The following is a 24,401-nucleotide window of genomic DNA, read 5'->3' as shown; positions in this document are numbered from 1 at the left end:
CGTTCTCGCCGGGGCCGCTTCGTCGTGCCGGGAAGGGCGGGGCCGCGAGCGGGGCCCGGGGCAAGGGGCCCGGGGCCCAGGACCCGCCCGGGGGCAGGGCCGCCGGGGCCGAGGCTCGGGCCCGCCAGGGATGGGGGTCGCCGGGAGCCAGGCAGCCAGGGCAGCCAGGGCCGCCGGGAGGCGACCGCGGGGCCTCCGGGTGCCGAGGGAGCCGGGGCGGTCGAGGGCCGGGGCCTCCGGGTGCCAGGGCCGGGGCCTCCGGAAGCCGGCGTGCGACGCGCCCCGGCGCGGGTCCTCAGTCCGGGAAGCTGATCATCGGGAAGCTTCCGGTGTTGGTCGGCGCGTGGTCCGGGAGCCAGAGCACCGCGATCGCGCCGCCCGCCCCCTCGGGGGTGCCCTCCGGGGCCGCGTTGCGGAAGGTCAGCCGCGCGCCCAGCACCCTGGCCTGTCCCGCCGCGATCGTCAGCCCGAGCCCGTGCCCCTGCCCGGCGCGGTCGCTCGCACCCGTACGGAACCGGCTCGGACCCTCGCGCAGCAGTGCCTCGGGGAAGCCGGGGCCGTGATCCCGTACCCGTACCACCCGGCCCTCGACCGTCACCTCGACGCCCGGCCTGCCGTGCTTGGCCGCGTTGGCGAGGAGATTGCCGAGGATCCGTTCCAGCCGCCGCGGGTCGGTGCTGACCCAGGACTCGTGGACCACGTGCACGGCCACCGCCGGGTCGAGCGCTCGCACCCGCCGCTCCACGAACTCGCCGAGCGCGATCTCCTGGAGCTCGGCCCGCTCCGACGCGCTGTCCAGCCTGGCGACCTCCAGCACGTCCTCGACGAGGGTCCGCATCGCCTGCGCCCTGTCCCGTACCAGCTCGGTCGGACGACCCGGCGGCAGCAGCTCGGCCGCCGTCAGCAGCCCGGTCACCGGGGTGCGCAGCTCGTGCGCGATGTCCGCCGTGACCCGGCGCTCGGCCTCGATCCGCTCCTGGAGCGCGTCGGTCAGGGCGTCGACCGCCCGGGCCAGCTCGTCCGTCTCGTCGCGCACCACGCCGCCGATGGCATGGCGTACCCGTACGTCCGTGTTGCCCTGGGCGACCTTGCCGGCGGCCGCGGCCGCCTTGCGCAGCCGGCGCGAGAGCTGGCCGCCGATGAGCACACCGAGCGCGCAGCCTCCGACGACGACCGACACCGAGCCGATGATCAGGGCGCGGTCGAGGTCCTTCATGATCGCCGCGCTGCGGTCGGCGAACGGGATGTGCAGCGACAGCACGTCGCCGTTGGCGAGCGGTACGGCCGCCCATACGTCGGGCGGACCGCCGTGGCGGTGCTCCTGGACGAAGGTGCCGCGCCGCTTGTCCCGCATCAGCTGGTCGAGCTGCGGCGGCAGCATCGGATCGTTGATCTTGGTGCCGAAGCGCGGTTCCTTCGGCTTGGAGCCCTCGTACATGCGCTGCGCGAAGAGCAGCCGCTCCATCTGCACCTCGCGCGCGTTGTCGAGCATCGAGACGCGGGCCGAGTTGTGGACGACCAGGCTGAGGGTGACCGCGATGAGCGCGCCCACGGCGGCGATGGCGACGGAGATCTTCCAGCGGACCCCCGTACGCAGGGCGACCCGCCTCATCGCTCGGACCTCATCGCTCGGACCTCACCGTTCGGACCCCACCCCTGGACCGCATCACCCGGTCCGCTTCCCCCGCGCGTCATCCCTTGAGCTTGTAGCCGAAGCCGCGGACCGTCTCGATCCGGTCCTGGCCGATCTTGGTGCGCAGCCGCTGCACGTGGACGTCCACCACCCGCGTGTCGCCGCCCCAGCCGTAGTCCCAGACCCGCTCCAGGAGCTTGTCCCGGGACAGCACCGTGCCGGGGGCGGAGGAGAACTCGAGCAGCAGCCGCATCTCGGTGGGGGTCAGCGACACCGGCGCCCCGTCCCTGAGGACCTCCATGCCGTCGGTGTCGACCTCCAGGTCGCCGAAGACGAGGACCCCGCCGCCGGCTCCGTCGGTCCGCCCCGCCTCGCCGGCGGCGAGACCGCCCGCGTGCCCGAAACGGCGGAGCACCGCGCGGATGCGCGCCACCAGCACGGACCCGTCGAAGGGCTTGGTGACGTAGTCGTCCGCCCCGGCCTCCAGGCCCAGGACCACGTCGATCGAGTCGGCCCGCGCGGACAGCATGATCACCGGAACGGTCGACTCGTCACGGATCCGCCGGCAGAGGCTGACGCCGTCCATCCCCGGCAGCATCACGTCGAGCAGCGCGATGTCGGGCCGGTCGGCCCGGAACGCGTCGAGACCGGACAGCCCGTCGGGCATGGCGGTCACCGTGAAGCCGTCCCGCTCCAGGGCGAGCTGGGTCGCCTCGCGGATGACGTCGTCGTCCTCGACGAACAGCACGTGGGTCTCTGCCATCGCGTGCCTCTCCGTTTCCGTCAGTTGCCGTCCGGGCCGGTGGGCGCGGGGCCGTCGATGCCGCCGTCGCCGACCGCGCGGCTGTAGTCGTTGTGCACCCAGTCGTGCTGGGTGAACTTGTTTCCCGACCAGCGGTACGTGATCACGTCCTCGCCCGAGGGGTACGTCACCGGGTCGCCCTCGGCGTACACCTGCTTGGTGACGACCAGGTCGCCGCGGTCGATCGTGGCGTAGACGGCCGCGTCCTCGGCCATGAAGACGTTCGTGTACCGGTTGTTCTCCTCGCGGTACACGTACGTGCCGATCCCCACGGCGTCGCCGCACGTCATCACGTTGACCACGACGTCGGGCGAGGTCCCGCCGGTGAGGTTCCCGTAGGAGGTGTCCACGGGGTAGGCGTCCGCGACGCAGGGCTTCAGATCGGCCTTGAGCCGCTCGCCGATCTTCGGGTCGGACTTGATCAGCGTGATCGGGTCGACCCGCTTGGCCGACGGCGGCCCCGGGGACGCCGAGGGGGAGGCGGTCGAGGGCGCGGACGCCACCTCGTCCGCGCGGGCGGCGCCCTCGTCCCGGGAGCCGGTGCCGCCGGTCGAGCAGGCGGTCAGGGACAGACCGACGGCGACGAGCCCGGCCAGTGCCGTGGTGCTCGCCGCCCGGATCGTGCGCTCCGCACGGTCCCTGTGGTGGTCGCGGTGGTCGCGGTCGTGGTGGGTGTCGGATCTGGCGCTCAGGCCGCGCACCGCTCCCGCCCCCGTTCGTTGCCTCGTGCCGTCCACCGCTCGGTGCTCCGCTCGGTCGTCCGCTCCAGAGCGCGGGCGTCGGCGACACCGCGGCTCTCCAGTTCCTGACGGAGCCGGGCCAGGGCCCGGTGGAGCGTGCTCTTCACCGTACCGGTCGACATGCCGAGCGCCGCCGCCGTCTCCTCCGTGCTCATCTGCTCCCAGTGGCGCAGGACGACGACGCTGCGCTGCTTGGGGGCGAGGACCCGGAGGATGTCCATGAGCAGGGCGCGGTCGGCGTGCTGCTCGGTGGCGTCGTCGACGGAGGCGTCGGGCAGCTGCTCGGTGGGGACCTCGTCGAGCTTGCGGGCGCGCCACCACTCGGTGCGCGTGTTGATCATCACGCGCCGGAGGTAGGCGTCGGCGAGCGACTTGTCGGCGATCCCGTCCCAGCGTCCGTACGTCCGGACGAGCGCGGTCTGCAGCAGGTCCTGCGCGTCCACCGGGTCGGGCACGAGACGCCGCGCGCTGCGCAGCAGCGCGTCCTGCCGAGTGCGTACGTACTCCTCGAAGTCGAGCACCTCGCCGTGCGCCATCCCGAACCGCCTCCGAACCCCGTGACCTGCCTGTTTGCTTGACGTCGACGACGCTACGGAGCGGTTGTCACGGGGTTGTGCGGGGCAGCCCTCGACGGACGCACGGCTGTCCATCGGTTGTGTAACAGACGGCCGGGGGCGGGCCGCCGGGCCCGGGGCGGCCGGTGCCCCGGGCCCGCCCGTCAGGACATCGGAAGGCGGTAGAAGCCGTTCTCCAGGGGTTCGACCAGGCCGTCCGCGACCAGGCCGTCCAGGGCGCGGGCCCGCTGGACCGGCTCGTGCCACACCGCGTCGAGCGCGGACTGCGGCACGGCCGCCACCGCCTCCCGCAGGACGGCCAGCAGCTTGCCGCGCACCTGGCGGTCCGTGCCGGCGTACGTCTGGCCCCGTCGCGCCGGGCCGTCGTGCGCCGGCTTGCCGGCGAGCCGCCAGACGCACCGCGCGGCGATCGGGCAGCGCCCGCAGTCCTCGTTCTTGGCCGTGCAGACCAGCGCGCCCAGCTCCATCGAGGCCGCCGCCCAGCGCGCCGCCGTGGCCTCGTCCTGCGGCAGCAGCTCCCGCGCCAGCCTGCGCTCCGCGGCCGTCGTGGCGTTCGGCGGGTACTGCACCCCGGCCGCCGCCCGGGCGAACACCCGGCGGACGTTGGTGTCGAGGACCGCGTGCCGCTGCCCGTACGCGAACGAGGCCACCGCCGCCGCCGTGTACTCACCGATCCCCGGGAGCGCGAGCAGCTGGCCGTGTTCGCTCGGCACGTCCCCGCCGTGCCGCTCCTTTATGGCCACGGCCGCCGCGTGCAGCCGCAGCGCGCGCCGCGGGTAGCCGAGCCTGCCCCAGGCGCGCACGGCCTCGCCGGGCGCCTCCGCGGCCAGGTCGGCCGGGCGGGGCCAGCGCGCGAGCCACTGCTCGTACACCGGCAGGACCCGCACGACGGGCGTCTGCTGGAGCATGAACTCGCTGACCATCACGCCCCAGGCCCCCGCCTCGGGGCGGCGCCAGGGCAGGTCGCGGGCGTGCCGGTCGAACCAGGCGAGGACCGGCGCGTGCAGCTCGGAGGGCGCGGCGGCCGTGGGAGCGCCGGCGGCGGAGCCGTCGGCGGCGGGAGCGTCGGTGTCGGAGGCGTCGGTGGGGGGACCGTCGGTGAAGGGCGCGTCGATGGAAGTCATGGCACCTCCGATCCTGGCACGTTCAGTGCGCGCCGTGGCGCACGCCCTCGGGGCGTGTGGAGGCGTGTGGGCGCGGTCCAGGCCCCACGCACCACACCACCGCGCCGGTCCGGCTCTTCCGGGCGCTGTCGACCAGCACCCGGACGGGCCGGGTCGCGGCCTTGACGATCACCCACGCGATCGCGCCCCCGAGCAGCAGACCGACCGTCACGTCGTGGGGGTAGTGGACGCCGACGAAGACCCGGGACAGGGCCATGAGCAGCGCCATCGGGAGCGTGAGCAGGCCGAGACCGCGCCAGGAGAGCGCCAGCGCGACCGCTCCGGCGCCCGCGATCGCCGCGTGGTTGCTGGGGAACGACCAGTCGCCGGTGGGCGGGCACGGGACGAGGGAGGCGGCCGCCGCCGCCACCGCCCGGCACGGCCGCTCCTCGTCCACCAGCGACTTGAGCGACTCGCTCACCACGTAGCCGAAGGCGGTCGCGAGGGGCGCGAGCAGGGCGAGCGCCATCAGTTCGCCCGATCCTGATCGGGCCCGCCACCAGCCGGCCACGAACAGCGCGCCGAAGAGCAGCAGCCCCAGCTCGGTCCACGCCTCGGCGAGCTGCTGGAACCAGTGCGGAGTGGAGTGGGCGAAGTCCGTGACGTCGAGGTAGAGGTCGCCCGAGATGTCCGAGGGGGCCGACAGGGCCTCGGGGTCCGGAAGGGCCGCGGGGGCGGAGAAGCTGTCCATGGCGGATGACGCTAACGGGCCTCCGGCGGGGGGCGCCCGCGGGGCAGGACCACGACGACCCCCGACGAAAGTGGGGGTGACCGGGTCCCAGGTGTGATCATCGGCAAAACTTGTCGCCTGAGGCGGCGGGTGGGGCGGGAGTTGGCGTCGATCTCTCGTAAGGTTCGTGGCGTGGGATCACTGCGCAATCCGGTCGGGCCGCTTCCCTCCTCCATCTACTGGCGACGGAGGGCGGTCGCGCTGTGCCTGATCGCGCTCGTCGCCCTGCTCGCCCTGTGGGCCGTCACCTTCGGCGGCGGCGGGAAGAAGACGAACGACGGTGCCAACGGCGCCTCTCCCGCCCCCTCGATCACTCCCGGGCCCTCCGGATCCGGTCCGGCGATCAGCCAACAGCCGGGCGGGCGCGACGAGTCGGGCGGCACCGACTCCGCCGGCAGCTCCGGGGAGAACTCAGGCGGGGACTCCGGGGGCGGTACGAACGCGGGCGCGGCCACCGGCGGTGAGGGCGTCGGCAAGAACGGCGACACCGACGGAGCGGGTGGCGACGGCGGCGCCGGGGCGAGCGCGGGGCAGCAGGTCCCGGCGAACTCCCCCCTGCCGAACTGCGCCCCGTCCGCGCTCCAGTTGACGCTCAAGAGCGCCAAGGTCTCCTACGAGCCGGGTGAGAAGCCGCGGTTCCAGTTGGTCGCCAAGAACACCTCCGCCGTCGACTGCAAGGCCGACCTCGGCCCCAGGAACGCCGTTCTGACGATCAGTGACGCCAAGGACGACGAGGTGTGGTCCTCCGGGGACTGCGCGCGCCCGGCCACCGGCGTCCTGCTCCGGGTCCCCGCCCGCGCCACGGTCACCCACACCGTGGAGTGGGACCGCGTCCGCAGCGCCCCGGGCTGCGCGACGGCCCCGGCGGGCCCGGTGGGACCGGGGACGTATCTGGTGGAGGCGGCGATGCCGGGCGTGAAGGTGCTGCCCGCGTCGTTCACGCTGGCGAAGGACTGACGGCTCCGTACGCCGAGCCGGAGGCGGGCCGCCGGTGAGCCGGTCCCGCCGCCGTGCGGCGTCGTCCTACACGTACCGCTCGAGGATCGAGGACTCGGCGAGCCGGGACAGGCCCTCGCGGACGCTCCGCGCCCGGGCCTCGCCGACGCCGTCCACGGCCTGGAGGTCGTCGACGCTCGCGGCCAGCAGCTTCTGCAGCCCGCCGAAGTGCTCGACGAGCCGCTCGATGATCGCGCCCGGCAGCCGCGGGACCTTGGCGAGGAGCCGGTAGCCGCGCGGGGAGACCGCGGAGTCCAGGGTCTCGGGGGAGCCGCTGTAGCCCAGGGCCCTCGCCACTATGGGAAGTTCCAGCAGCTCGGCGTGGGTGAGCGCGTCCAGCTCGGTGAGCGCCTCGGAGACCGTACGGGACCGCTTGGCCGTCGGCTCGGGTACGTAGTCCCGGATGACGAGCTCGCGCTCGGGCTCGACGCCCGCGATCAGCTCGTCGAGCTGGAGCGAGAGCAGCCGGCCGTCGGTGCCGAGCTCGACGACGTACTCGGCGATCTCCGTGGCGATCCGGCGCACCATCTCGAGGCGCTGGGCGACCGCGGTCACGTCGCGGACGGTCACCAGGTCCTCGATCTCCAGGGCGGAGAGCGTGCCGGCGACCTCGTCGAGGCGGAGCTTGTACCGCTCCAGGGTCGCGAGCGCCTGGTTGGCACGGGAGAGGATCGCGGCCGACTCCTCCAGCACCCGGCGCTCGCCGTCGACGTACAGCGCGATCAGGCGCATCGACTGGGAGACCGAGACGACCGGGAAGCCGCACTGCTTGGAGACACGGTCCGCGGTCCGGTGGCGGGTGCCGGTCTCCTCGGTGTGGATGGACGCGTCCGGGACGAGCTGCACCCCGGCCCGCAGGATCTTGGTGATGTCCTTGTCGAGGATGAGCGCGCCGTCGAGCTTGCACAGCTCGCGCAGGCGCGTCGCGGTGAACTCCACGTCCAGCACGAAGCCGCCCGTGCACATCGACTCGACCGTCTTGTCCATGCCGAGGACGAGGAGACCACCGGTGTTGCCCCGGAGGATGCGCTCCAGACCGTCGCGCAGGGCGGTGCCGGGGGCGACGGCGCTGAGCGAGGCGCGCATGAGCGCTTCGACGCCGGAGCCCGCGCCGGACTTTCCGGGAGCTGCTGCCCCGTCCTTGGCTGCCACTGCACTCCTCCGGCTCGTACGGATGGGCGAGACCAGGGCAAAGTCTAGCGACACGACCCGAGGCCCCTCTGCCGCGCGCCGCGCGACCCCGTGCGGGGCCTGCCCCGCCGACCGGTGCGCTACACCGCCGGACGGGCCCCGTGGCCAGGTCGTGTCCCGCGTCTCCGCCCGGCCCGGCCCGCGATCGGGACCTGCGGCGATGCCCGGAAAGTCCCCCTTCCGTGGCCCCGGCCGCCGTCTTCCGGCGCCGCACCCGCTCCCTTCCTGGGGGCCGCCGGCTCCGGGAGCGCCGTCCCGGGGCTCCCGGCTCTCGCCCTCGGCGACCCCCAGGCCGTTCCCGCCCTCGCCGTCTGCGAGGCTCCGGGGAGCCTTCTCCGGAACGACTCCTAGCCCTCCTCCGCCTTCGCGCCCTTCGCGGCGGACGGGCGGCGGGTCCGGGGCAGGACCTGGAGCGCGTCGCCCATGTCCGCCACTTCGGTCACCTTCATGCCGGCCGGGACCCGGCCCGGGTCCGTCGGGACCAGGGCGTGGGTGAAGCCGAGGCGGTGCGCCTCGGCCAGGCGGCGCTGGACGCCCGTGACCCGCCGGACCTCGCCCGCCAGACCGACCTCGCCGATGGCGACCAGGTTCTTCGGCAGCGGGGTGTCGCTGGCGGCCGAGGCGAGGGCGAGGGCGATCGCCAGGTCGGCGGCCGGTTCGGAGAGCTTCACCCCGCCGACCGTCGCCGAATAGATGTCCCGTTTGCCCAGCGCGGTGATCCGGCCGCGCTGTTCGAGCACGGCCAGCATCATCGAGACCCGGGAGGTCTCCAGACCGGAGGTGGTGCGCCGGGGCGAGGGGATCTGCGAGTCCACGGTCAGCGCCTGGACCTCGGCGACGAGCGGCCGGCGGCCCTCCAGGGTCACCGTCAGGCAGGTCCCCGGCACGGCCACGTCGCGACGGGTGAGGAAGAGGCCGGAGGGGTCGGCCAGCCCCGTGATCCCCTCGTCGTGCAGCTCGAAGCAGCCGACCTCGTCCGTCGCCCCGTAGCGGTTCTTCACGCCCCGGACCAGCCGCAGGCGCGCGTGGCGGTCGCCCTCGAAGGAGAGCACGACGTCGACGAGGTGCTCCAGGAGCCGCGGACCGGCGATGGCTCCGTCCTTCGTCACATGACCGACGAGGAGCGTGGACATGCCCCGCTCCTTGGAGGCCCGGATGAGGGCCCCGGCGACCTCGCGGACCTGCGCCATGCCGCCCGGCGCCCCGTCGATCTCCGGCGAGGCCACGGTCTGCACTGAGTCCATGATCAGCAGCGACGGCTTGACGGCGTCGAGGTGCCCGAGGACGGCCGACAGGTCGGTCTCGGCCGCCAGGTACAGATGGTCGCTGAGCGCGTTGATCCGGTCCGCGCGCAGCCGCACCTGGCTCGCGGACTCCTCGCCCGTCACGTACAGCGTGCGGTGCTCGTCGCTCGCGGCCTTCGCGGCGACGTCGAGCAGCAGCGTGGACTTGCCGACGCCCGGCTCCCCCGCGAGCAGCACGACCGCTCCGGGCACCAGCCCTCCGCCCAGGACCCGGTCCAGCTCGTCCACGCCGGTGGAGCGGGCGGTGGCCTGCCGGCCGTCGACCTGGCCGATGGGGAGCGCGGCCGTCGAGACGCGGCCCGCGGCGGTGGTGCGGACGGCGGGCGCGCCGTACTCCTCGACCGTCCCCCAGGCCTGGCATTCGGGGCAACGGCCGAGCCATTTGGCGGTCGTCCAGCCGCACTCCGTGCAGCGGTAGGACGGCCTGTCCTTGGCGGATTTCGTACGGGCAGCCATGGACCGAACCGTAGCGGGCCGCACTGACAGCCCGTTCCCGGCGGGGCGCCGTCGCCGACTCACCCCACGGAATAAACGATTCCTGTCCCCTTTCGAGGGATACCTTCACCCGTACGGATTAAAAGTGTTCAAGGGGTGCGAAGAGGTCGCTCCGCCTTGCCTACGGTCGCCCAGTGACGAGCAGCAGGCTGGAACCCCCTACCCACACCACCGGCGCACACCGGGCGCACCGCCGCGCACCGTCCCACGCCGCCGGGAACGCCCCGTCCGGCGCCCCGTCCGGCGCGAAGGCGGGTCCCCCGACGAGCAGCAGGACCGACGCCCGTACCGGAGCCGAGGCCGGCGCGCACGGCGACGTCCGCGCCGGCTCCCGGGCGTCCGGCGGCCGGCCGCCGGCCCGTTACGAGCCGTATCTGGACGGCCTGTTCACCTACTGCCTGTCCGTGCTCTGCGAACACGACTCCGCGACCGCCGTCCTCGGCGACGTCCTGGCCATCGCCGAACGCCACCACGGCCGCTGTCCCTCCGACGAGGACGGGCGCAGGGCGTGGCTGTACGCGCTCGCCCGATGGGCCTGCCTGCGGACGCTCGGCGAGCAGCGCCGCGGGCGCCAGGGCGCGCACAGCGGCCGCCCCGCCGCCGGGACACGGCCGCCCCGGGGCGCCGAGCGGGCCGCCCCCGCGGACGGTTCCGCCGAGGACTCCGCCCGCCGCCGGGCCGAGCTGGCGTCGCTCGCCTGGCCGGAGGCCGCCGGGACGACCCCCGAGCAGCGCGAGGCCCTGGAGCTCGCCGTCCGCCACGGCCTCGGGCACCGCGGGGTCGCCGCCGTGCTCTCCCTCGATCCGCTCGCCGCGCGCGAGCTGCTCTCCTCCGCCGCCTGCGAGGTGGAGCGGACCCGGGCCGCGCTCGCGGTCGTCGAGACCGGCGGCTGCCCCGCCGTCGCCCGGCTCACCGGCGACCACCAGGTGCTGCTCTCCGCCGCCCTGCGCGCCGAGCTGGTCCGCCATGTCGACGACTGCCCCCGCTGCCGCCGCGCCGCCGAACGCGCGGGCGCGGGCGGCCCGTGGCCCGGCGCGACCGCGGCCTCCCAGGCGAGGCTCCCGCTGGTCGAGGCGCCCCGCGCCGCCGCGCTCCCGGCGGCGACGCACCTCTCCCGCGCGCGTGCCGGCGCCCCGCGCTTCGGCCCCACCGGCTTCCCCTTGGATCCCAAGGACCACGCCGCCCGACGGGACCGGATGCGGGCCCGCGCGGTCACGACCACGGTCGTCGCCGCCGTGGTCGCCGCACCGGTCCTCGCCCTGTGGGCCTCGTACCGCGGCGCCCCGGCGACGGGGGAGGACCGGGCCGGAGCGCCCGTCTCCGCACGCGAGTCGGACGAGTCGGACCCGGACGGCGCACCGAACGGCCGATACGAGAACACGGGCAACGCACGCACCACCCCCGACCCGCGCTTCACCCAGGGCAGCCGGGCCCCCGACGTCTCCGTCGAGGTCATCAGCCCGGGCGGCCCGGTCGGCCCGACCCTCCCCGGCCGGCCGGGCCCCGGCCGGATCACGGTCGCCGCCCAGGGCCACGGCGACACCACGACCCTCACGCTCACCAATTCCGGGGGCTCACCGGTCGAGTGGTCCCTGTGGACGGACGGCCCGTGGCTGTACGTCTCTCAGGCATCCGGCACCCTGCGGCCCGGGGAGTCGGTGACGGTCCGCGTCTTCGTGGACCACGCGCACGAACCCGCGGGCGCCTGGTCGGCCCGTGTCGGAGTGAACCCCTCCGGTGCGGTGGTCAGGATCGGCGGCCGCGGCGCCACCACGCCGCCGCCGGCCACCGAGGAACCCCCGCCGACCACGGACCCGACGACCCCGCCGCCCACCACGGACCCGACCACGCCGCCGCCGGCCACCGAGGAGCCGCCGCCGACGACGGATCCCACGGACCCGACGAGCCCACCACCCACCACGGAGGAGCCGCCCCCGACGACCGGGGAGCCGGCCCCGTCCACCGAACCGGGGACCCCGAGCGGCCCGGAGACCCCGCCACCGTCCTCATGAGGTCGGTGGCGAGGGCCGCGCCGGTCGGGTGGGCTCCGGTCGGGGGCGCTCACGTCGCCGGCTCCCGGGTCGCGGGCCTGGCTCCGGGGTCGGCGCCCTCAAGGCGGGCTCCGGGGTCGGCGCCCTCAGGCCTGGCTTCCGGGTCGGCGCCCTCAGGGCGGGCGCTCACGCGGGCCGGAGGCGCTCAGGCCGGAGTCACCGGGTCCGCCGGGTGCGGGGCCACCAGCGGAAGCTGCGACGACAGCCGGGCCTCGCACAGCCCCGCGAGCACGTCGTACGCCGCCTTGCCCATCAGCTCCGTCAGTTCGGGCCGGTACGTCACGTAGACCGGCTCCCCGGCCCCGTGCGCCGAGGTCGCCGAGGTGCACCACCAGTGCAGGTCGTGCCCGCCCGGGCCCCAGCCCCGGCGGTCGTACTCGCCGATGGACACCTGAAGCACCCGGGTGTCGTCGGGCCGGTCGATCCAGTCGTACGTACGCCGCACCGGCAGCTGCCAGCACACGTCCGGCTTGGTCTCCAGCGGCTCCTTGCCCTCCCTGAGAGCCAGGATGTGGAGCGAGCAGCCGGCCCCCCCGGCGAAGCCCGGGCGGTTCTGGAAGATGCAGGACCCCTCCCAGCGGCGGGTCTGCCGGTCGCCGTCCTCGTCGAGCTGCGTCCAGCCCGTCGCTGTCCCGACGTCGTGGAACTGCCACAGCTCGGGCGTGAGCCGGGCCACGTGCGAAGCGACCCGCTTCTCGTCGTCCTCGTCGGAGAAGTGGGCGCCCAGGGTGCAGCAGCCGTCGTCGGCGCGGCCGGCCTGGATGCCCTGGCAGCCACTGCCGAAGACACAGCTCCAGCGCGAGGTGAGCCAGGTCAGGTCACAGCGGAAGACCTGCTCGTCGTCGGCCGGGTCCGGGAACTCCACCCACGCGCGCGCGAAGTCCAGGCCCTTCTCGTCGGGTTCGGGCGAGGAGCCCTGCTTCTTGGGGATCGCGGGCTCCTTGGAGGCCTTGCGAGGCTTGAGCGGGGTGGTGGCGCTGTCGCCGCCACTGGCTTTGTCCGGCTTCGCCTTTTTCGTCTTGGGCACACCCCCAGCGTATGCGCGCGGGCGCAGTAGCGTTCCGCCCATGAGACTCGGAGTCCTCGACGTCGGTTCGAACACGGTGCACCTCCTGGTGGTCGACGCCCACCATGGGGCGCGGCCCCTGCCCGCTCACTCCCACAAGGCGGAGCTGCGCCTCGCCGAGCTGCTCGACGAGCACGGCGCCATAGCGCCCGACGGGGTCGAGCGACTCATCGCCACGGTCGTGGACGCGCTCCAGGCCGCGGAGGACAAGGGCTGCGAGGAGGTGCTGCCGTTCGCGACCTCGGCCGTGCGCGAGGCGACGAACGCCGACGCGGTCCTCGCCCGGATCAAGGAGGTGACCGGCGTCGACCTCCAGGTCCTCACCGGTGAGGAGGAGGCACGACTCACCTTCCTCGCCGCCCGGCGCTGGTTCGGCTGGTCCTCCGGAAAGCTGCTCCTGCTCGACATCGGCGGCGGTTCCCTGGAGATCGCCTACGGCATGGACGAGGAGCCGGACGCGGCCGTGTCGCTTCCGCTGGGCGCGGGGCGGCTCACGGCCGGCTGGCTCCCCGGCGACCCGGCGGACGCCGCGGACGTGAAGGCCCTGCGCCGCCACGTCCGCGCCCAGATCGCCCGTACCGTCGGCGAGTTCACCCGCTTCGGCAAGCCGGACCACGTGGTGGCCACCTCCAAGACCTTCAAGCAGCTGGCGAGGATCGCCGGGGCGCCCGGCTCCGGCGAGGGGCTCTACGTCCAGCGTGACCTCAGCCGCCGGTCCCTGGAGGAGTGGGTCCCCAAGCTCTCCGTGATGACCGTCCAGGAGCGCGCGAGCCTCCCCGGCGTCTCGGAAGGCCGCGCCTCCCAGCTCCTGGCGGGCGCGCTGGTCGCGGAGGGCGCGATGGACCTCTTCGGCGTGGACGACCTCGAGATCTGCCCCTGGGCGCTCCGCGAGGGCGTGATCCTCCGGCGCCTGGACCATCTCCCGGAGGGTTAGCCGGACGAGGACCGGGGCCCGCCCCGCATCCCCTCGAATCCGGCGCCGCACACCGGCGCCCCGCCCCGCATTCCCTCGAATCCGGCGCCTGGACCATCTCCCGGAGGGCTAGCCGGACGAGGACCGGGGCGCCCGCCCCGCACCCTCTCCACTCCGCCGCCGCACACCGGCGCCCCGCCCCGGCGCGGTCCGCACCCGGGCACCCCGACCTGGCGCATCCCGCACCCCACTGCCCCCGCCCCCCGGTCGACCGGACCGCCCGCGCCTACCGCGCCCCGGCAGACGCTCCCCGCACGCCCCCTCCGCGCCCCCCGCACGCCGCCCCACCCACCCGCCCGGGTGTGTGGCGTCCCCCACGCGCGCGGGCACCCGTCCGTCCCAGGTGGACGCCCGGGACACCCGCCACGCGCGCGTGCCCGGCGCTGCGGAGGGCCGCCGCCGGGCGCCCCACGTGACCGGAACCACCTCCCCGGGGCCCCGGCCCGCCCCGTACCCTGTCCTTCGTGGCAGAACCAGTGGTGCGCGTCCCGGATGCGAAGGTCGCCCTGTCGACGGCCTCGGTCTATCCGGAGTCGACGGCGACGGCCTTCGAGATCGCCGCACGCCTCGGCTACGACGGCGTGGAGGTCATGGTCTGGACCGACCCGGTCAGCCAGGACATCGAGGCCCTGCGCCGGCTCTCGGACTACCACCAGGTCCCGATCCTCGCCGTCCACGCCCCCTGTCTCCTCATCACCCAGCGCGTCTGGTCCACCGACCCCTGGGTCAAGCTCCAGCGCGCCCGGGCCGCCGCCGAGAAGCTCGGCGCCTCCACCGTCGTCGTCCACCCCCCGTTCCGCTGGCAACGCCAGTACGCCCGCGACTTCGTCACCGGCATCTGGCGGATGGCCGGCGAGACCGACGTCCGGTTCGCCGTCGAGAACATGTACCCGTGGCGCTACAAGGACCGCGAGATGCTCGCGTACGCCCCCGAGTGGGACGTCACCAAGGACGACTACCGCCACTTCACCGTCGACCTCTCCCACACCGCGACCGCCCGCACCGACGCGCTCGCCATGGTCGACCGCATGGGCGACCGCCTCGGCCACGTCCACCTCGCCGACGGCAGGGGCTCCGCCAAGGACGAGCACCTGGTCCCCGGCCGCGGCACCCAGCCCTGCGCCGAGGTCCTGGAGCGCCTCGCCCTCACCGGCTTCGACGGGCACGTCGTCATCGAGGTCAACACCCGCCGCGCGATGTCCGCGGCCGAACGCGAGGCCGACCTCGCCGAGGCCCTGGCCTTCACCCGCCTCCACCTCGCCTCGGCGACCGCGAAGCCGACCCGGGTCCCCCGCTCATGACCGCACCGGCCCCGCGCCGGCGCGGCCGCCCCTCCCGGTCCGCCGAGGACGGCGGACCGGGAGCCCGGCAGCGGATCATGGAGGCGGCCCGTGAGCAGTTCGCCGAACGCGGCTACGACAAGACGTCCGTGCGCGGGATCGCCAAGGCCGCCGGAGTGGACCCGGCTCTGGTGCATCACTACTTCGGCACGAAGGACGAGCTGTTCGCGGCCGCCGTCGAGGTCTCCTTCGAGCCCGCCCTCGTCGTCCCCGCGGTCCTCGGGGGCCCGCTCGACGGCATCGGCGAGCGCCTCGCCCGCTATTTCATCGGCGTCTGGGAGAACCCCACGACCCGCGCCCCCCTGCTGGCGATCATCCGCTCCGCCCTCACCCACGAAGCGGCGGCGAAGGTGCTCCGGGGCTTCGTGCTGCGCCGGCTCCTGGAGCGCGTGGCCGCCGACCTCCAGGTGCCGGACCCCCGGTTCCGCGCGGAGCTGGCCGCCTCGCACATGATCGGCATCGCGATCCTTCGGTACGTCATCCAGGTCGAGCCCCTGGCCTCCGCCGACCCGGAGCAGATCGTGGCCCAGGTGGCTCCGACCCTTCAGCGGTACCTGACCGAAAGCTGAACAGCCGGTCCGGAATGCGGACACCGTGTCCAGATCTTGGAGTGTCGGCGTACGCTCGAAAGCAAGCACACCCATCACGAGGAGCGAGCGACGATGCCCGAGCTGAGGTCCCGCACTGTCACCCACGGCCGCAACATGGCGGGCGCACGCGCCCTTATGCGCGCCTCCGGTGTACCCGGCGCGGACATCGGCCGGAAGCCGATCATCGCGGTGGCCAACTCCTTCACGGAGTTCGTCCCGGGCCACACCCACCTCCAGCCGGTCGGCCGGATCGTCTCCGAGGCCATCACGGCCGCCGGGGCCATCCCGCGCGAGTTCAACACGATCGCCGTCGACGACGGCATCGCGATGGGCCACGGCGGCATGCTGTACTCGCTGCCCTCCCGCGACCTGATCGCGGACAGCGTGGAGTACATGGTCGAGGCGCACTGCGCCGACGCCCTGATCTGCATCTCGAACTGCGACAAGATCACCCCGGGCATGCTGATGGCAGCCCTGCGGCTGAACATCCCGACGGTCTTCGTCTCCGGCGGCCCGATGGAGTCCGGCAAGGCGACGCTGGTCGACGGCACGGTCCGTACGCTCGACCTGGTCGACGCGATCTCCGACGCCGTGAACGACAAGATCTCGGACGAGGACATCCTCCGCATCGAGGAGAACGCCTGTCCGACCTGCGGGTCCTGTTCCGGCATGTTCACCGCCAACTCGATGAACTGCCTGACCGAGGCCATCGGCCTCTCCCTGCCCGGCAACGGCTCGGTCCTCGCCACCCACACGGCCCGCAAGGCGCTGTACGAGAACGCGGCGCGCACGGTCGTCGACATCACCCGTCGGTACTACGACGAGGACGACGACTCGGTCCTGCCGCGCTCCGTCGCCACCCGCGCGGCCTTCGAGAACGCCATGGCGCTCGACATCGCCATGGGCGGCTCGACCAACACGATCCTGCACCTGCTCGCCGCCGCCCAGGAGGCCGAGCTGGACTACGGCCTGTCCGACATGGACGAGGTCTCCCGCCGCGTCCCGTGCCTGGCCAAGGTCGCGCCGAACGTGGCGCCCGGCGGCACGTACTACATGGAGGACGTGCACCGCGCCGGCGGCATCCCCGCCATCCTGGGCGAGCTGTACCGCGCCGGACTCCTCAACGAGGACGTCCACACCGTCCACTCCCGCTCCGTGAAGGAGTGGCTGGAGACCTGGGACGTGCGTGGCGGCTCCCCGTCCGAGGAGGCCGTCGAGCTGTGGCACGCGGCGCCCGGCTGCGTCCGCTCCGCCACCGCCTTCTCGCAGTCGGAGCGCTGGGACTCCCTCGACACGGACGCCGCCGGCGGCTGCATCCGCGACGCCGCCCACGCGTACTCCAAGGACGGCGGCCTGGCCGTCCTGCGCGGCAACCTCGCCGTCGACGGCTGCGTGGTGAAGACGGCCGGCGTCGACGAGTCGATCTGGACCTTCGAGGGCCCGGCGGTCGTCTGCGAGTCGCAGGACGAGGCCGTCGAGAAGATCCTCAACAAGCAGGTGAAGGACGGCGACGTGGTCGTCATCCGCTACGAAGGCCCGCGCGGCGGCCCGGGCATGCAGGAGATGCTGTACCCGACCTCGTTCCTCAAGGGGCGCGGCCTTGGCAAGACCTGCGCGCTCGTCACGGACGGCCGCTTCTCGGGCGGTACGTCGGGTCTGTCGATCGGCCACGCTTCGCCCGAGGCGGCGTCCGGCGGCACGATCGCCCTGGTGGAGGACGGTGACCGGATCCGTATCGACATCCCCACCCGCGCGATCGAACTCCTCGTCGACGAGGACACGCTGGCGGCCCGGCGCGAGGCGCTGGGCGGGGTCTACGCCCCGAAGAACCGGGAGCGCAAGGTCTCGGCGGCGCTGCGCGCCTACGCGGCGATGGCGACGAGCGCCGACAAGGGCGCCGTGCGGGACGTGACCCGCCTGGGCTGAGGCCGGGGCGAAGGACGGCGTACGACCGGCGCGGGGAGTGAGCGAGACGGCTCGCTCCCCGCGTTCGTACGTCGGCGAGCGTACGCGGCCCCCGACGAACCGATCCTGCGCGGGCCCCCGCGGGGGCCCGCACGCCGCTCGCGGCTCCGCCCCGGCTCATCCCCGGAACAGGCACCCGGGGCACCCTTCGGCCTTACCCGGTCCGCCCGCCGAGCGGCCCCCTCACCACGCGCCCGGGTCCCGCCCGTCCACGGCGAAGACCGAGCCGTCGGGCGCGGTCGCGAACACCCGGCCCCCGGCCACGACCGGCGCGGGCACGGCCATGGCGTAGGCGAGCCTGCCGTCGCGGAGGCGCGGTTCCGTCTGGCCGAGCAGCGCGCCGCGCACCGTGTCGACGGCGAGGAGCCTCCCGTCGGACGCGGACAGGTACAGCCGGTCGCCGTCGGCGGCGACGACGGGCGCGGAGACGTTCCCGGCGGCGGTCTCCAGCTCCCACAGCACGCGCCCGCCCGGGGCGGCCGTGTCCAGGGCGGTCAGCTGACCGTTCCGGGTCAGCAGATAGACGGTGTCGCCGCGGACCGCGATCGTCGGCTCGTCCAGCCGGAACGGCAACGCCACCCGGCGGACCGCCCCCGGCCCCCTCTCCGCCCCCGTCCCGCCGGTCCCGGGGTCGTAGCGGACGATGGCGTCGATCTGCGAGTCGCTGTTCGCCGAGCGCAGGAACACCGCACCGCCCGCGCCCGTTCCCACCGGCACCAGGTCGCCGTCCAGCCGCTTCTGCCAGACCAGCTCGCCGGTGCGCGGCCGCAGCGCCCCGACCCGCGTCTGCGTCCCGCCGTCCGTCGTCTCGAAGACCGGCAGGAGCCCGGTCGCGCTGTCGTACGGGCCGAAGCGCGGAGCGGCGAAGCCCTGGAGGCCGTGCCGCCAGCGCTGCTCGCCGGTCTCGCCGTCGACCGCCCTGACGGCGCCGGTCGAGGTGAGGAAGAGGAAGGTGCCGCCCGCGGGAGTGGCCCCTTCCTGGCGGGCGGCGCCGCCGGTGTCCCATCGCGCGGTCCCGCCCTCGCGCTCGTACGTGCGGAGCGTGCCGTCGGCGGCGACGACACCGAGCAGGCCGCCGGCCGGCATGGGCCCCGCCACCGGATCGCCGACGCCGGTCGGGTGCGACCAGGCGACTTGGCCGGTCAGCGGGTCGAGCCGCGCCAGGCCGATGCCCCGCGCGGAGCAGAACAGCGCGCCGTCGACGTGCGCGCAGGCGGGGGCGGTGGGCTCGCCCGCCTTCTGCAGCACGGTCTGCCAGCCGCCGAAGGCGGTGGCCACCGCGGTCTCGCGCGGCGGGGCCACGGGGGAGTCGTCGCCCGCCCCGAAGGCCACGAAGAGGCCGCCCGCGGCGAGGACGGCCAGCGCGGTGACGGCGAGGGACCGGCGGGACAGCCGGGCCAGGCCGGACGGACGACGCGGCCGGCCCGGCGCGGTGACCCGTACGGGCGTGTCGGCGTCCCAGGAGGCGGCGGGACCGGCCGCCGGTTCGGGCAGGACGAGCGGCCGGCGCTGCGCCGGTATGAACGCCGCCGCCTCGTAGGAGGGCGGGAGCAGCGCCGCCATGATCTCGGCGGGAGTCGGACGCTCCGCGGGCTCCTTGGCGAGGCACCGGGCGACCAGCGGCGCGAGCTCGGCCGGCACCCCCGACAGGTCGGGCTCGTCGTGCACGACCTGGTACGCCACGATGTAGGGGCTGTCGGAGTCGAACGGACCGTGCCCGGTCGCCGCGTGCACCAGGACCGCGCCGAGGGCGAAAACGTCCGCCGCCGGCCCGACCTCGCGGGGCCGCTGGAACTGCTCGGGTGCCATGAACGGCGGCGAACCGATCAGCTTGCCGGTCTCCGTGTGCAGATCGCTGTCCACCGGCCGGGAGATGCCGAAGTCGATGACCTTCGGCCCGGTGTCGGTGAGCAGGACGTTGCTCGGCTTGAGATCCCGGTGGACGACCCCCGCCCGGTGGATGTCGCGCAGCGCCTCCGCGAGCCCCGCCGTCAGCCTGCGCAGCTCCGCGGGGGAGAGGGGCCCGTTCCGTCTCACCTGGTCGGCGAGGGTGGGGCCGGGGACGTAGAGCGTCGCCATCCAGGGGCGTACGGCATCGGGGTCGGCGTCCACGACGGGCGCGGTGAAGGCCCCGCTCACCCGCCGGGCGGCGGCCACCTCCTGCCGGAACCGGGCCCTGAACTCCGGGTCCTCCGCGTACTGCCCGTGCACGACCTTGACCGCGAGCCGCAGCCCGGAGGCCGAGGTGGCCAGATGCACCACGCCCATCCCACCCGCGCCCAGACTGGCCTGGAGGCGGTAGGCACCGGCGTATTCAGGCTCTTCCGCTTCCCGGTCCGCGCCGGTGCTGCGCAACGGCGGCATAGCCCACCCCCGTGTGGTTCCCCGTCGTGTTTCGCGCGCGTGCGCGACGCACGGAGCCTAGTCGATGGCATCCGTACGACCGAGGGGGCTTGCTAGCCTGCGCGCGTCGCGGAACGTGACGGTCAGCGGAGCGCTTCGTGCGCCGAACGGGGGAGGACGCCATGGGCGTGGACGAGAAGGACCGGATGAACGAGAGGATCCGGACGGACGAGGACGGCCGGGGGGACGGGGGCCACGCGGCGACGGCCGTGGCGGAACCGGCGGTCGCCGCCCTCGACGCCGCCGCGGCGGAGGTCGCGGCACTCGACGGGGTGACCACCATGAGCGTCGCCCGCTACCCGGTCGCCCCCGGCTACCGGGTCAACGTCCGCTCGGGCCCGGGCACGCAGTACCGGATCGTGCGGACCCTGGCCCTGGACGTACGGGTGGCGATCTACTGCCAGACGCCGGGCGAGTGGATCTCCGGCCCCTACGGCACCACGAACATCTGGGACAACATCGCCACGGGCGAGTTCATCTCCGACGCCTACGTGCAGACGGGCACCGACGGCTACGTCGCCCGCCGCTGCGGCTGAGGCCCGGCCCGGGCCTCAGGTCGTGCTCGCGGTCCCCTCGGCCGTGCCGCCGAGGGGACCGGCCGGGGATAATCGGTCCCGTGAGCGACGACGACCGCACCGACCGGCCCGAGAACCCCCGCACCACCGCCGCGGAGGGTGCCGCCGACGGCACTCCCGCCGGGCCGCGGCCCGAGGAGATCCGTTTCTTCGGCACGACCTGGGTCGACCACACCGGCCACTACGGCCTGCGCCGCGCCGGCCTCGCGGTCGGCGCGCTCGTCGCGGCGGCGGCCGGATGCCTCGTGCTGCGCTTCGGCTACCAGGGCCTGGAGATCGCCGACGTCGGCGGCTTCGTCAACATCCTGGTGATCGTCATGTTCGCGATCTGCAGCGCCATCGCCTTCCGCAGGACATGGGAGGGATTCGGCCGGCGCCCCGCCGACCCGGCGCGCGAGGACTCCCTGCGCAGCCTCAAGGCGATCGGTTTCATCGGCTCCCTCCTCGCCTACGCCTTCCGCTGCCTCGTCGAGGCGCCGGGCGAGAAGCTGCGGCGCACCGAGTACGAGACGGCCCGCGCGCGGTACGAGAAGCGGCGCGGGACCCGCACGGGCAACCCGGCGGCCCGCAAGAAGCCGAAGCGGAAGTAGCCCACCACGGCCGGGGCCCGCCCGCGCGCCTGTCGGCACCGGCGGGCCCGAGAGCCCGCTCGCGTCCTCCCGGAGTCCGCCACCGGCCCACGCACTCCGGCGCGCGCCCGCGCCTTCGCCCGAACCCTTGACGCCCTCCACCCCCGCGCGCAATATTCATCGCATGGTGAATTACCCCGAGCGTGTCCCGGACCAGCTCGCGGAACCGGCCGCGGAACAGGCCCCGGCCGCGGCGATCGTCGCCCGCGGCCTCACCGTCCACCGAGGCGACCGCACCGTCCTGCGCGACCTCGACTTCGACGTACGGCCCGGCCGGATCACCGGCCTCCTCGGCCCCTCCGGATGCGGCAAGTCCACCCTGATGCGCGCCGTCGTCGGCACCCAGGCCAAGGTCACCGGAACCCTCGACGTCCTCGGCCGCCCCGCAGGCGACGCAGCCCTGCGCTCCCGCATCGGCTACGTCACCCAGGCACCGTCCGTCTACGACGACCTCACCGTCGCCCAGAACCTCGACTACTTCGCGGCCGTCCTCCTCCCCGGCCGCGCCCACCGCGAAGAACGCCGCACCGCCGTGACCCGGGCCATCGACGACGTCGACCTCGCCTCGCACGCCGGCTCCCTCGCCGGCCGGCTCTCCGGTGGCCAGCGCAGCCGCGTCTCCCTCGCCGTCGCCCTCCTCGGCACCCCGGAACTCCTCGTCCTGGACGAACCCACCGTCGGCCTCGACCCGGTCCTCCGCCGCGACCTGTGGGAGCTCTTCCACCGCATCGCCGACCGCCGGGGCGCCACGATCCTGGTCTCCTCCCACGTCATGGACGAGGCCGAACGCTGCCACCGGCTGCTCCTCATGCGGGAGGGCGAGATCCTCGCCGACGACACCCCCGAAGCCCTCAGACGACGCAACGACACCGCCACCGTCGAGGAAGCCTTCCTCCGACTGGTCGACGCCGCCGCCGCCCGCGCGGCCACACGCATCGAGGAGCCCCGGCGATGACCGACGGCCCGTCCCCCGCCACCCCCCTGACCCGACCGAGCCGAGCGGCCGCCCTCTCCCGCTCCTGCTCCCGCACCCTCGCCACCGCCGCCCGCGTCCTGCGCCAGCTGCGCCACGACCCGCGCTCGATCGCCCTGATGCTCGTCGTCCCGTGCCTGATGCTCTTCCTGCTCCGGTGGGTCTTCGACCGGAGCCCGGCGACCTTCGACGACATCGGCGCCTCGCTGCTCGGCATCTTCCCGCTGATCACGATGTTCCTCGTGACCTCGATCGCCACCCTGCGCGAACGCACCTCCGGCACCCTGGAGCGGCTGCTCGCCATGCCCCTCGGGAAGGCCGACCTCATCGCCGGCTACGCCCTCGCCTTCGGACTCCTCGCCGTCCTCCAGTCCGCCCTCGCCACCGGCCTCGCCCTGTGGTTCCTCGGCCTCGACGTCGTCGGCTCCCCCTGGCTCCTTCTCCTCGTCGCCCTCCTCGACGCGCTCCTCGGCACGGCCCTCGGCCTCTTCGTCTCCGCCTTCGCGGCATCCGAGTTCCAGGCCGTCCAGTTCATGCCGGCCGTGATCTTCCCCCAGCTGCTGCTCTGCGGACTGTTCACCCCGCGCGACCGAATGCAGCCCGCACTGGAGGCGATCTCCGACGCCCTGCCCATGTCGTACGCCGTCGACGGCATGAACGAGGTCCTCCGCCACCCCGAGGTCACCGACGCCTTCCTCCGCGACGCCCTCGTCGTCGCCGGCTGCGCCCTCCTCGTACTCGTCCTCGGCGCGGCCACCCTGCGCCGCCGCACCGGGTGACCGCCCCTCGGACACCCGAAGCCGCGGCGCCCCTCGCGGTGCGAGGATGGCGGCACGTACCCCCTCCGGCGAGGTGAACAGAGCCATGACCCAGACCGTCGCAGTCCTCGGCACCGGCAAGATCGGTGAAGCGCTCCTCAGCGGCATGATCCGGGCCGGCTGGCGTCCCGCCGACCTCCTGGTCACCGCCCGCCGCACGGAACGCGCCGAAGAACTGCGCGCACGCTACGGCGTCGAGCCGGTCACCAACGCCGAGGCGGCCAAGCGCGCCGACACCCTCATTCTCGCCGTGAAGCCCCAGGACATGGGGCGCCTCCTCGACGAACTCGCGCCGCACGTCGCCGCCGACCGCCTGGTCGTCAGCGCCGCCGCCGGAATCCCCACCTCGTTCATCGAGGAGAGGCTCGCCGCCGGCACCCCCGTCATCCGGGTCATGCCCAACACGCCCGTCCTCGTCGACGAGGGCATGTCCGTGATCTCGGCCGGCAGTCACGCCACCCCCGAGCACCTCGCGCACACCGAGGAGATCTTCGGCGGCGTGGGCAAGACCCTGCGCGTCCCCGAGTCCCAGCAGGACGCGGCCACCGCCCTCTCCGGCTCCGGCCCGGCCTACTTCTACTTCCTCGTCGAAGCCATGACCGACGCCGGCATCCTCCTCGGCCTGCCCCGCGCCCAGGCGCACGACCTCATCGTCCAGGCCGCGATCGGCGCCGCCGTGATGCTCCGCGACAGCGGGGAACACCCCGTCAAGCTCCGCGAGGCCGTGACCTCCCCGGCCGGCACCACCATCAGCGCCATCCGCGAACTGGAGAACCACGGCGTCCGCGCGGCCCTGATCGCCGCCCTGGAAGCAGCCCGCGACCGCAGCCGGGAACTCGCCTCCGGCAACGGCTGACCCTCCTCGCCACGCCGCCAGGCGGCCATCACGCCCGGGCGCGCGCACACGTCGTCATGCGACGGGGCGCGCCCCCAGGGCCGGGGTTGACACGGGATTGACCGGTCCGTAGTGTTCTCCGAGTTGTCCGACGTGAGCACCGACTCCGGTCGGCCCCGGACAGCCATTCCGCAAGAACCACTCAAGCCGACGGCGCTTCATCGTGCCGTTCTTCTTTCCGTGCGTTTTTGCGAAATGAGGAATCCACGTTCGAAGGTTTGAGCGTGCGCCGCCCGATTAGCGTCGGGGGCAGGGAATCCGCTAAAGTCTCACTCGTCGGAACGGCCCAACAGCCGCGAGGACAACCCCCTCTGACTGGGAATCAGGCCCGAAAGGATCTGATAGAGTCGGAACCGCCGGAAAGGGAAACGCGAAAGCGAAGAACGGCCCGGCAGCCCGCTCCAGCGGGTGGCGGAAACGGAAATCGGATCTGCTAAGCTGGAAACACGAAAGACCGAAGGGAAAAAGCCCGGAGGAAAGCCCGAGAGGGTGAG

At 74.1% G+C, this 24,401-nt stretch carries 22 protein-coding genes; 11 read left to right on the top strand and 11 right to left on the bottom strand.

Annotation, left to right across the window (positions count from 1 at the left end; all coding sequences use genetic code 11):
- Positions 1 to 295: 295 nt before the first annotated feature.
- From cseC to AB0K65_RS00085, 6 genes are all read right to left on the bottom strand, one after another.
- Entirely contained in the window at positions 296 to 1,612 is a 1,317-nt protein-coding gene (cseC, locus tag AB0K65_RS00110; protein WP_365712622.1) for a two-component system sensor histidine kinase CseC, read from the bottom strand.
- Positions 1,613 to 1,691: 79 nt separating this feature from the next.
- Positions 1,692 to 2,396: a two-component system response regulator CseB gene (gene cseB, locus AB0K65_RS00105; RefSeq protein ID WP_365712620.1), complete on the bottom strand. Its 705-nt coding sequence runs from the start codon at positions 2,394 to 2,396 to the stop codon at positions 1,692 to 1,694.
- Between the two features lie 20 nt (positions 2,397 to 2,416).
- The gene (locus AB0K65_RS00100; protein ID WP_365712618.1) at positions 2,417 to 3,136 is read right to left on the bottom strand and encodes a hypothetical protein; all 720 of its coding nucleotides are present in this window, start codon (positions 3,134 to 3,136) and stop codon (positions 2,417 to 2,419) included.
- Positions 3,124 to 3,711: a SigE family RNA polymerase sigma factor gene (locus AB0K65_RS00095; protein WP_365712616.1), complete on the bottom strand. Its 588-nt coding sequence runs from the start codon at positions 3,709 to 3,711 to the stop codon at positions 3,124 to 3,126. The genes AB0K65_RS00100 and AB0K65_RS00095 overlap by 13 nt, the downstream gene beginning before the upstream one ends.
- 182 nt (positions 3,712 to 3,893) lie before the next feature.
- Positions 3,894 to 4,874, bottom strand: a complete 981-nt coding sequence (locus tag AB0K65_RS00090) for an A/G-specific adenine glycosylase (protein WP_365712614.1) — start codon at positions 4,872 to 4,874, stop codon at positions 3,894 to 3,896.
- 22 nt (positions 4,875 to 4,896) lie between these two features.
- Positions 4,897 to 5,604 carry a phosphatase PAP2 family protein gene (locus AB0K65_RS00085; protein WP_365712612.1) on the bottom strand — a complete coding sequence of 236 codons (708 nt, stop codon included), beginning with the start codon at positions 5,602 to 5,604 and terminating at the stop codon, positions 4,897 to 4,899.
- A gap of 171 nt (positions 5,605 to 5,775) precedes the next feature.
- On the opposite strand from AB0K65_RS00085, the gene AB0K65_RS00080 reads away from it, so the two are divergent.
- On the top strand, positions 5,776 to 6,600 hold the full coding sequence (locus AB0K65_RS00080; protein ID WP_365712610.1) for a hypothetical protein: 825 nt from the start codon (positions 5,776 to 5,778) through the stop codon (positions 6,598 to 6,600).
- Positions 6,601 to 6,666: 66 nt separating this feature from the next.
- On the opposite strand, the gene disA is transcribed toward AB0K65_RS00080, so the two are convergent.
- Together disA and radA are read right to left on the bottom strand one after the other, a co-directional pair.
- Positions 6,667 to 7,791: a DNA integrity scanning diadenylate cyclase DisA gene (disA, locus tag AB0K65_RS00075; protein ID WP_365712608.1), complete on the bottom strand. Its 1,125-nt coding sequence runs from the start codon at positions 7,789 to 7,791 to the stop codon at positions 6,667 to 6,669.
- Positions 7,792 to 8,177: 386 nt separating this feature from the next.
- Positions 8,178 to 9,590 carry a DNA repair protein RadA gene (gene radA, locus AB0K65_RS00070; RefSeq protein ID WP_365712606.1) on the bottom strand — a complete coding sequence of 471 codons (1,413 nt, stop codon included), beginning with the start codon at positions 9,588 to 9,590 and terminating at the stop codon, positions 8,178 to 8,180.
- A gap of 173 nt (positions 9,591 to 9,763) precedes the next feature.
- Between radA and AB0K65_RS00065 the strand changes: the two genes are divergently transcribed.
- Entirely contained in the window at positions 9,764 to 11,641 is a 1,878-nt protein-coding gene (locus AB0K65_RS00065; RefSeq protein WP_365712604.1) for a hypothetical protein, read from the top strand.
- Between the two features lie 184 nt (positions 11,642 to 11,825).
- On the opposite strand, the gene AB0K65_RS00060 is transcribed toward AB0K65_RS00065, so the two are convergent.
- Positions 11,826 to 12,707, bottom strand: coding sequence for a hypothetical protein (locus AB0K65_RS00060; RefSeq protein WP_365712602.1), 882 nt, complete (start codon positions 12,705 to 12,707; stop codon positions 11,826 to 11,828).
- A gap of 40 nt (positions 12,708 to 12,747) precedes the next feature.
- Between AB0K65_RS00060 and AB0K65_RS00055 the strand changes: the two genes are divergently transcribed.
- From AB0K65_RS00055 to ilvD, 4 genes are all read left to right on the top strand, one after another.
- Positions 12,748 to 13,680 carry a Ppx/GppA phosphatase family protein gene (locus AB0K65_RS00055; RefSeq protein ID WP_365712600.1) on the top strand — a complete coding sequence of 311 codons (933 nt, stop codon included), beginning with the start codon at positions 12,748 to 12,750 and terminating at the stop codon, positions 13,678 to 13,680.
- A gap of 503 nt (positions 13,681 to 14,183) precedes the next feature.
- Positions 14,184 to 15,020, top strand: a complete 837-nt coding sequence (locus tag AB0K65_RS00050) for a sugar phosphate isomerase/epimerase (protein ID WP_365712598.1) — start codon at positions 14,184 to 14,186, stop codon at positions 15,018 to 15,020.
- Entirely contained in the window at positions 15,017 to 15,628 is a 612-nt protein-coding gene (locus tag AB0K65_RS00045) for a TetR family transcriptional regulator (protein ID WP_365712596.1), read from the top strand. Before AB0K65_RS00050 ends, AB0K65_RS00045 begins: the two co-directional genes overlap by 4 nt.
- 93 nt (positions 15,629 to 15,721) lie before the next feature.
- Positions 15,722 to 17,575: a dihydroxy-acid dehydratase gene (gene ilvD, locus AB0K65_RS00040; protein ID WP_365712594.1), complete on the top strand. Its 1,854-nt coding sequence runs from the start codon at positions 15,722 to 15,724 to the stop codon at positions 17,573 to 17,575.
- 222 nt (positions 17,576 to 17,797) lie between these two features.
- On the opposite strand, the gene AB0K65_RS00035 is transcribed toward ilvD, so the two are convergent.
- Entirely contained in the window at positions 17,798 to 19,978 is a 2,181-nt protein-coding gene (locus AB0K65_RS00035; protein ID WP_365712592.1) for a serine/threonine-protein kinase, read from the bottom strand.
- Positions 19,979 to 20,289: 311 nt separating this feature from the next.
- Between AB0K65_RS00035 and AB0K65_RS00030 the strand changes: the two genes are divergently transcribed.
- The 5 genes from AB0K65_RS00030 to proC all read left to right on the top strand — a co-directional run bounded on the left by AB0K65_RS00030 (position 20,290) and on the right by proC (position 23,868).
- Positions 20,290 to 20,553 (top strand): SH3 domain-containing protein, encoded by a 264-nt coding sequence (locus tag AB0K65_RS00030; RefSeq protein WP_365713596.1) that lies wholly within the window; start codon positions 20,290 to 20,292, stop codon positions 20,551 to 20,553.
- A 179-nt stretch (positions 20,554 to 20,732) separates the two neighbouring features.
- Complete coding sequence (locus AB0K65_RS00025; protein ID WP_365713594.1) at positions 20,733 to 21,182, top strand: hypothetical protein; 450 nt, start codon at positions 20,733 to 20,735, stop codon at positions 21,180 to 21,182.
- A 163-nt stretch (positions 21,183 to 21,345) separates the two neighbouring features.
- The gene (locus AB0K65_RS00020) at positions 21,346 to 22,176 is read left to right on the top strand and encodes an ABC transporter ATP-binding protein (RefSeq protein WP_365712590.1); all 831 of its coding nucleotides are present in this window, start codon (positions 21,346 to 21,348) and stop codon (positions 22,174 to 22,176) included.
- Positions 22,173 to 22,973 (top strand): ABC transporter permease, encoded by an 801-nt coding sequence (locus AB0K65_RS00015; RefSeq protein WP_365712588.1) that lies wholly within the window; start codon positions 22,173 to 22,175, stop codon positions 22,971 to 22,973. Before AB0K65_RS00020 ends, AB0K65_RS00015 begins: the two co-directional genes overlap by 4 nt.
- 85 nt (positions 22,974 to 23,058) lie before the next feature.
- Complete coding sequence (proC, locus tag AB0K65_RS00010; protein WP_365712586.1) at positions 23,059 to 23,868, top strand: pyrroline-5-carboxylate reductase; 810 nt, start codon at positions 23,059 to 23,061, stop codon at positions 23,866 to 23,868.
- A gap of 308 nt (positions 23,869 to 24,176) precedes the next feature.
- On the opposite strand, the gene AB0K65_RS00005 is transcribed toward proC, so the two are convergent.
- Positions 24,177 to 24,401 (bottom strand): hypothetical protein (locus AB0K65_RS00005; protein WP_365712584.1); only part of this gene is annotated, 225 nt, incomplete at its 5' end.

This window comes from Streptomyces sp. NPDC053755 (assembly GCF_040677675.1).
Taxonomy (GTDB): domain Bacteria; phylum Actinomycetota; class Actinomycetes; order Streptomycetales; family Streptomycetaceae; genus Streptomyces.
This window is presented reverse-complemented; position numbering and strand designations above follow the sequence as displayed.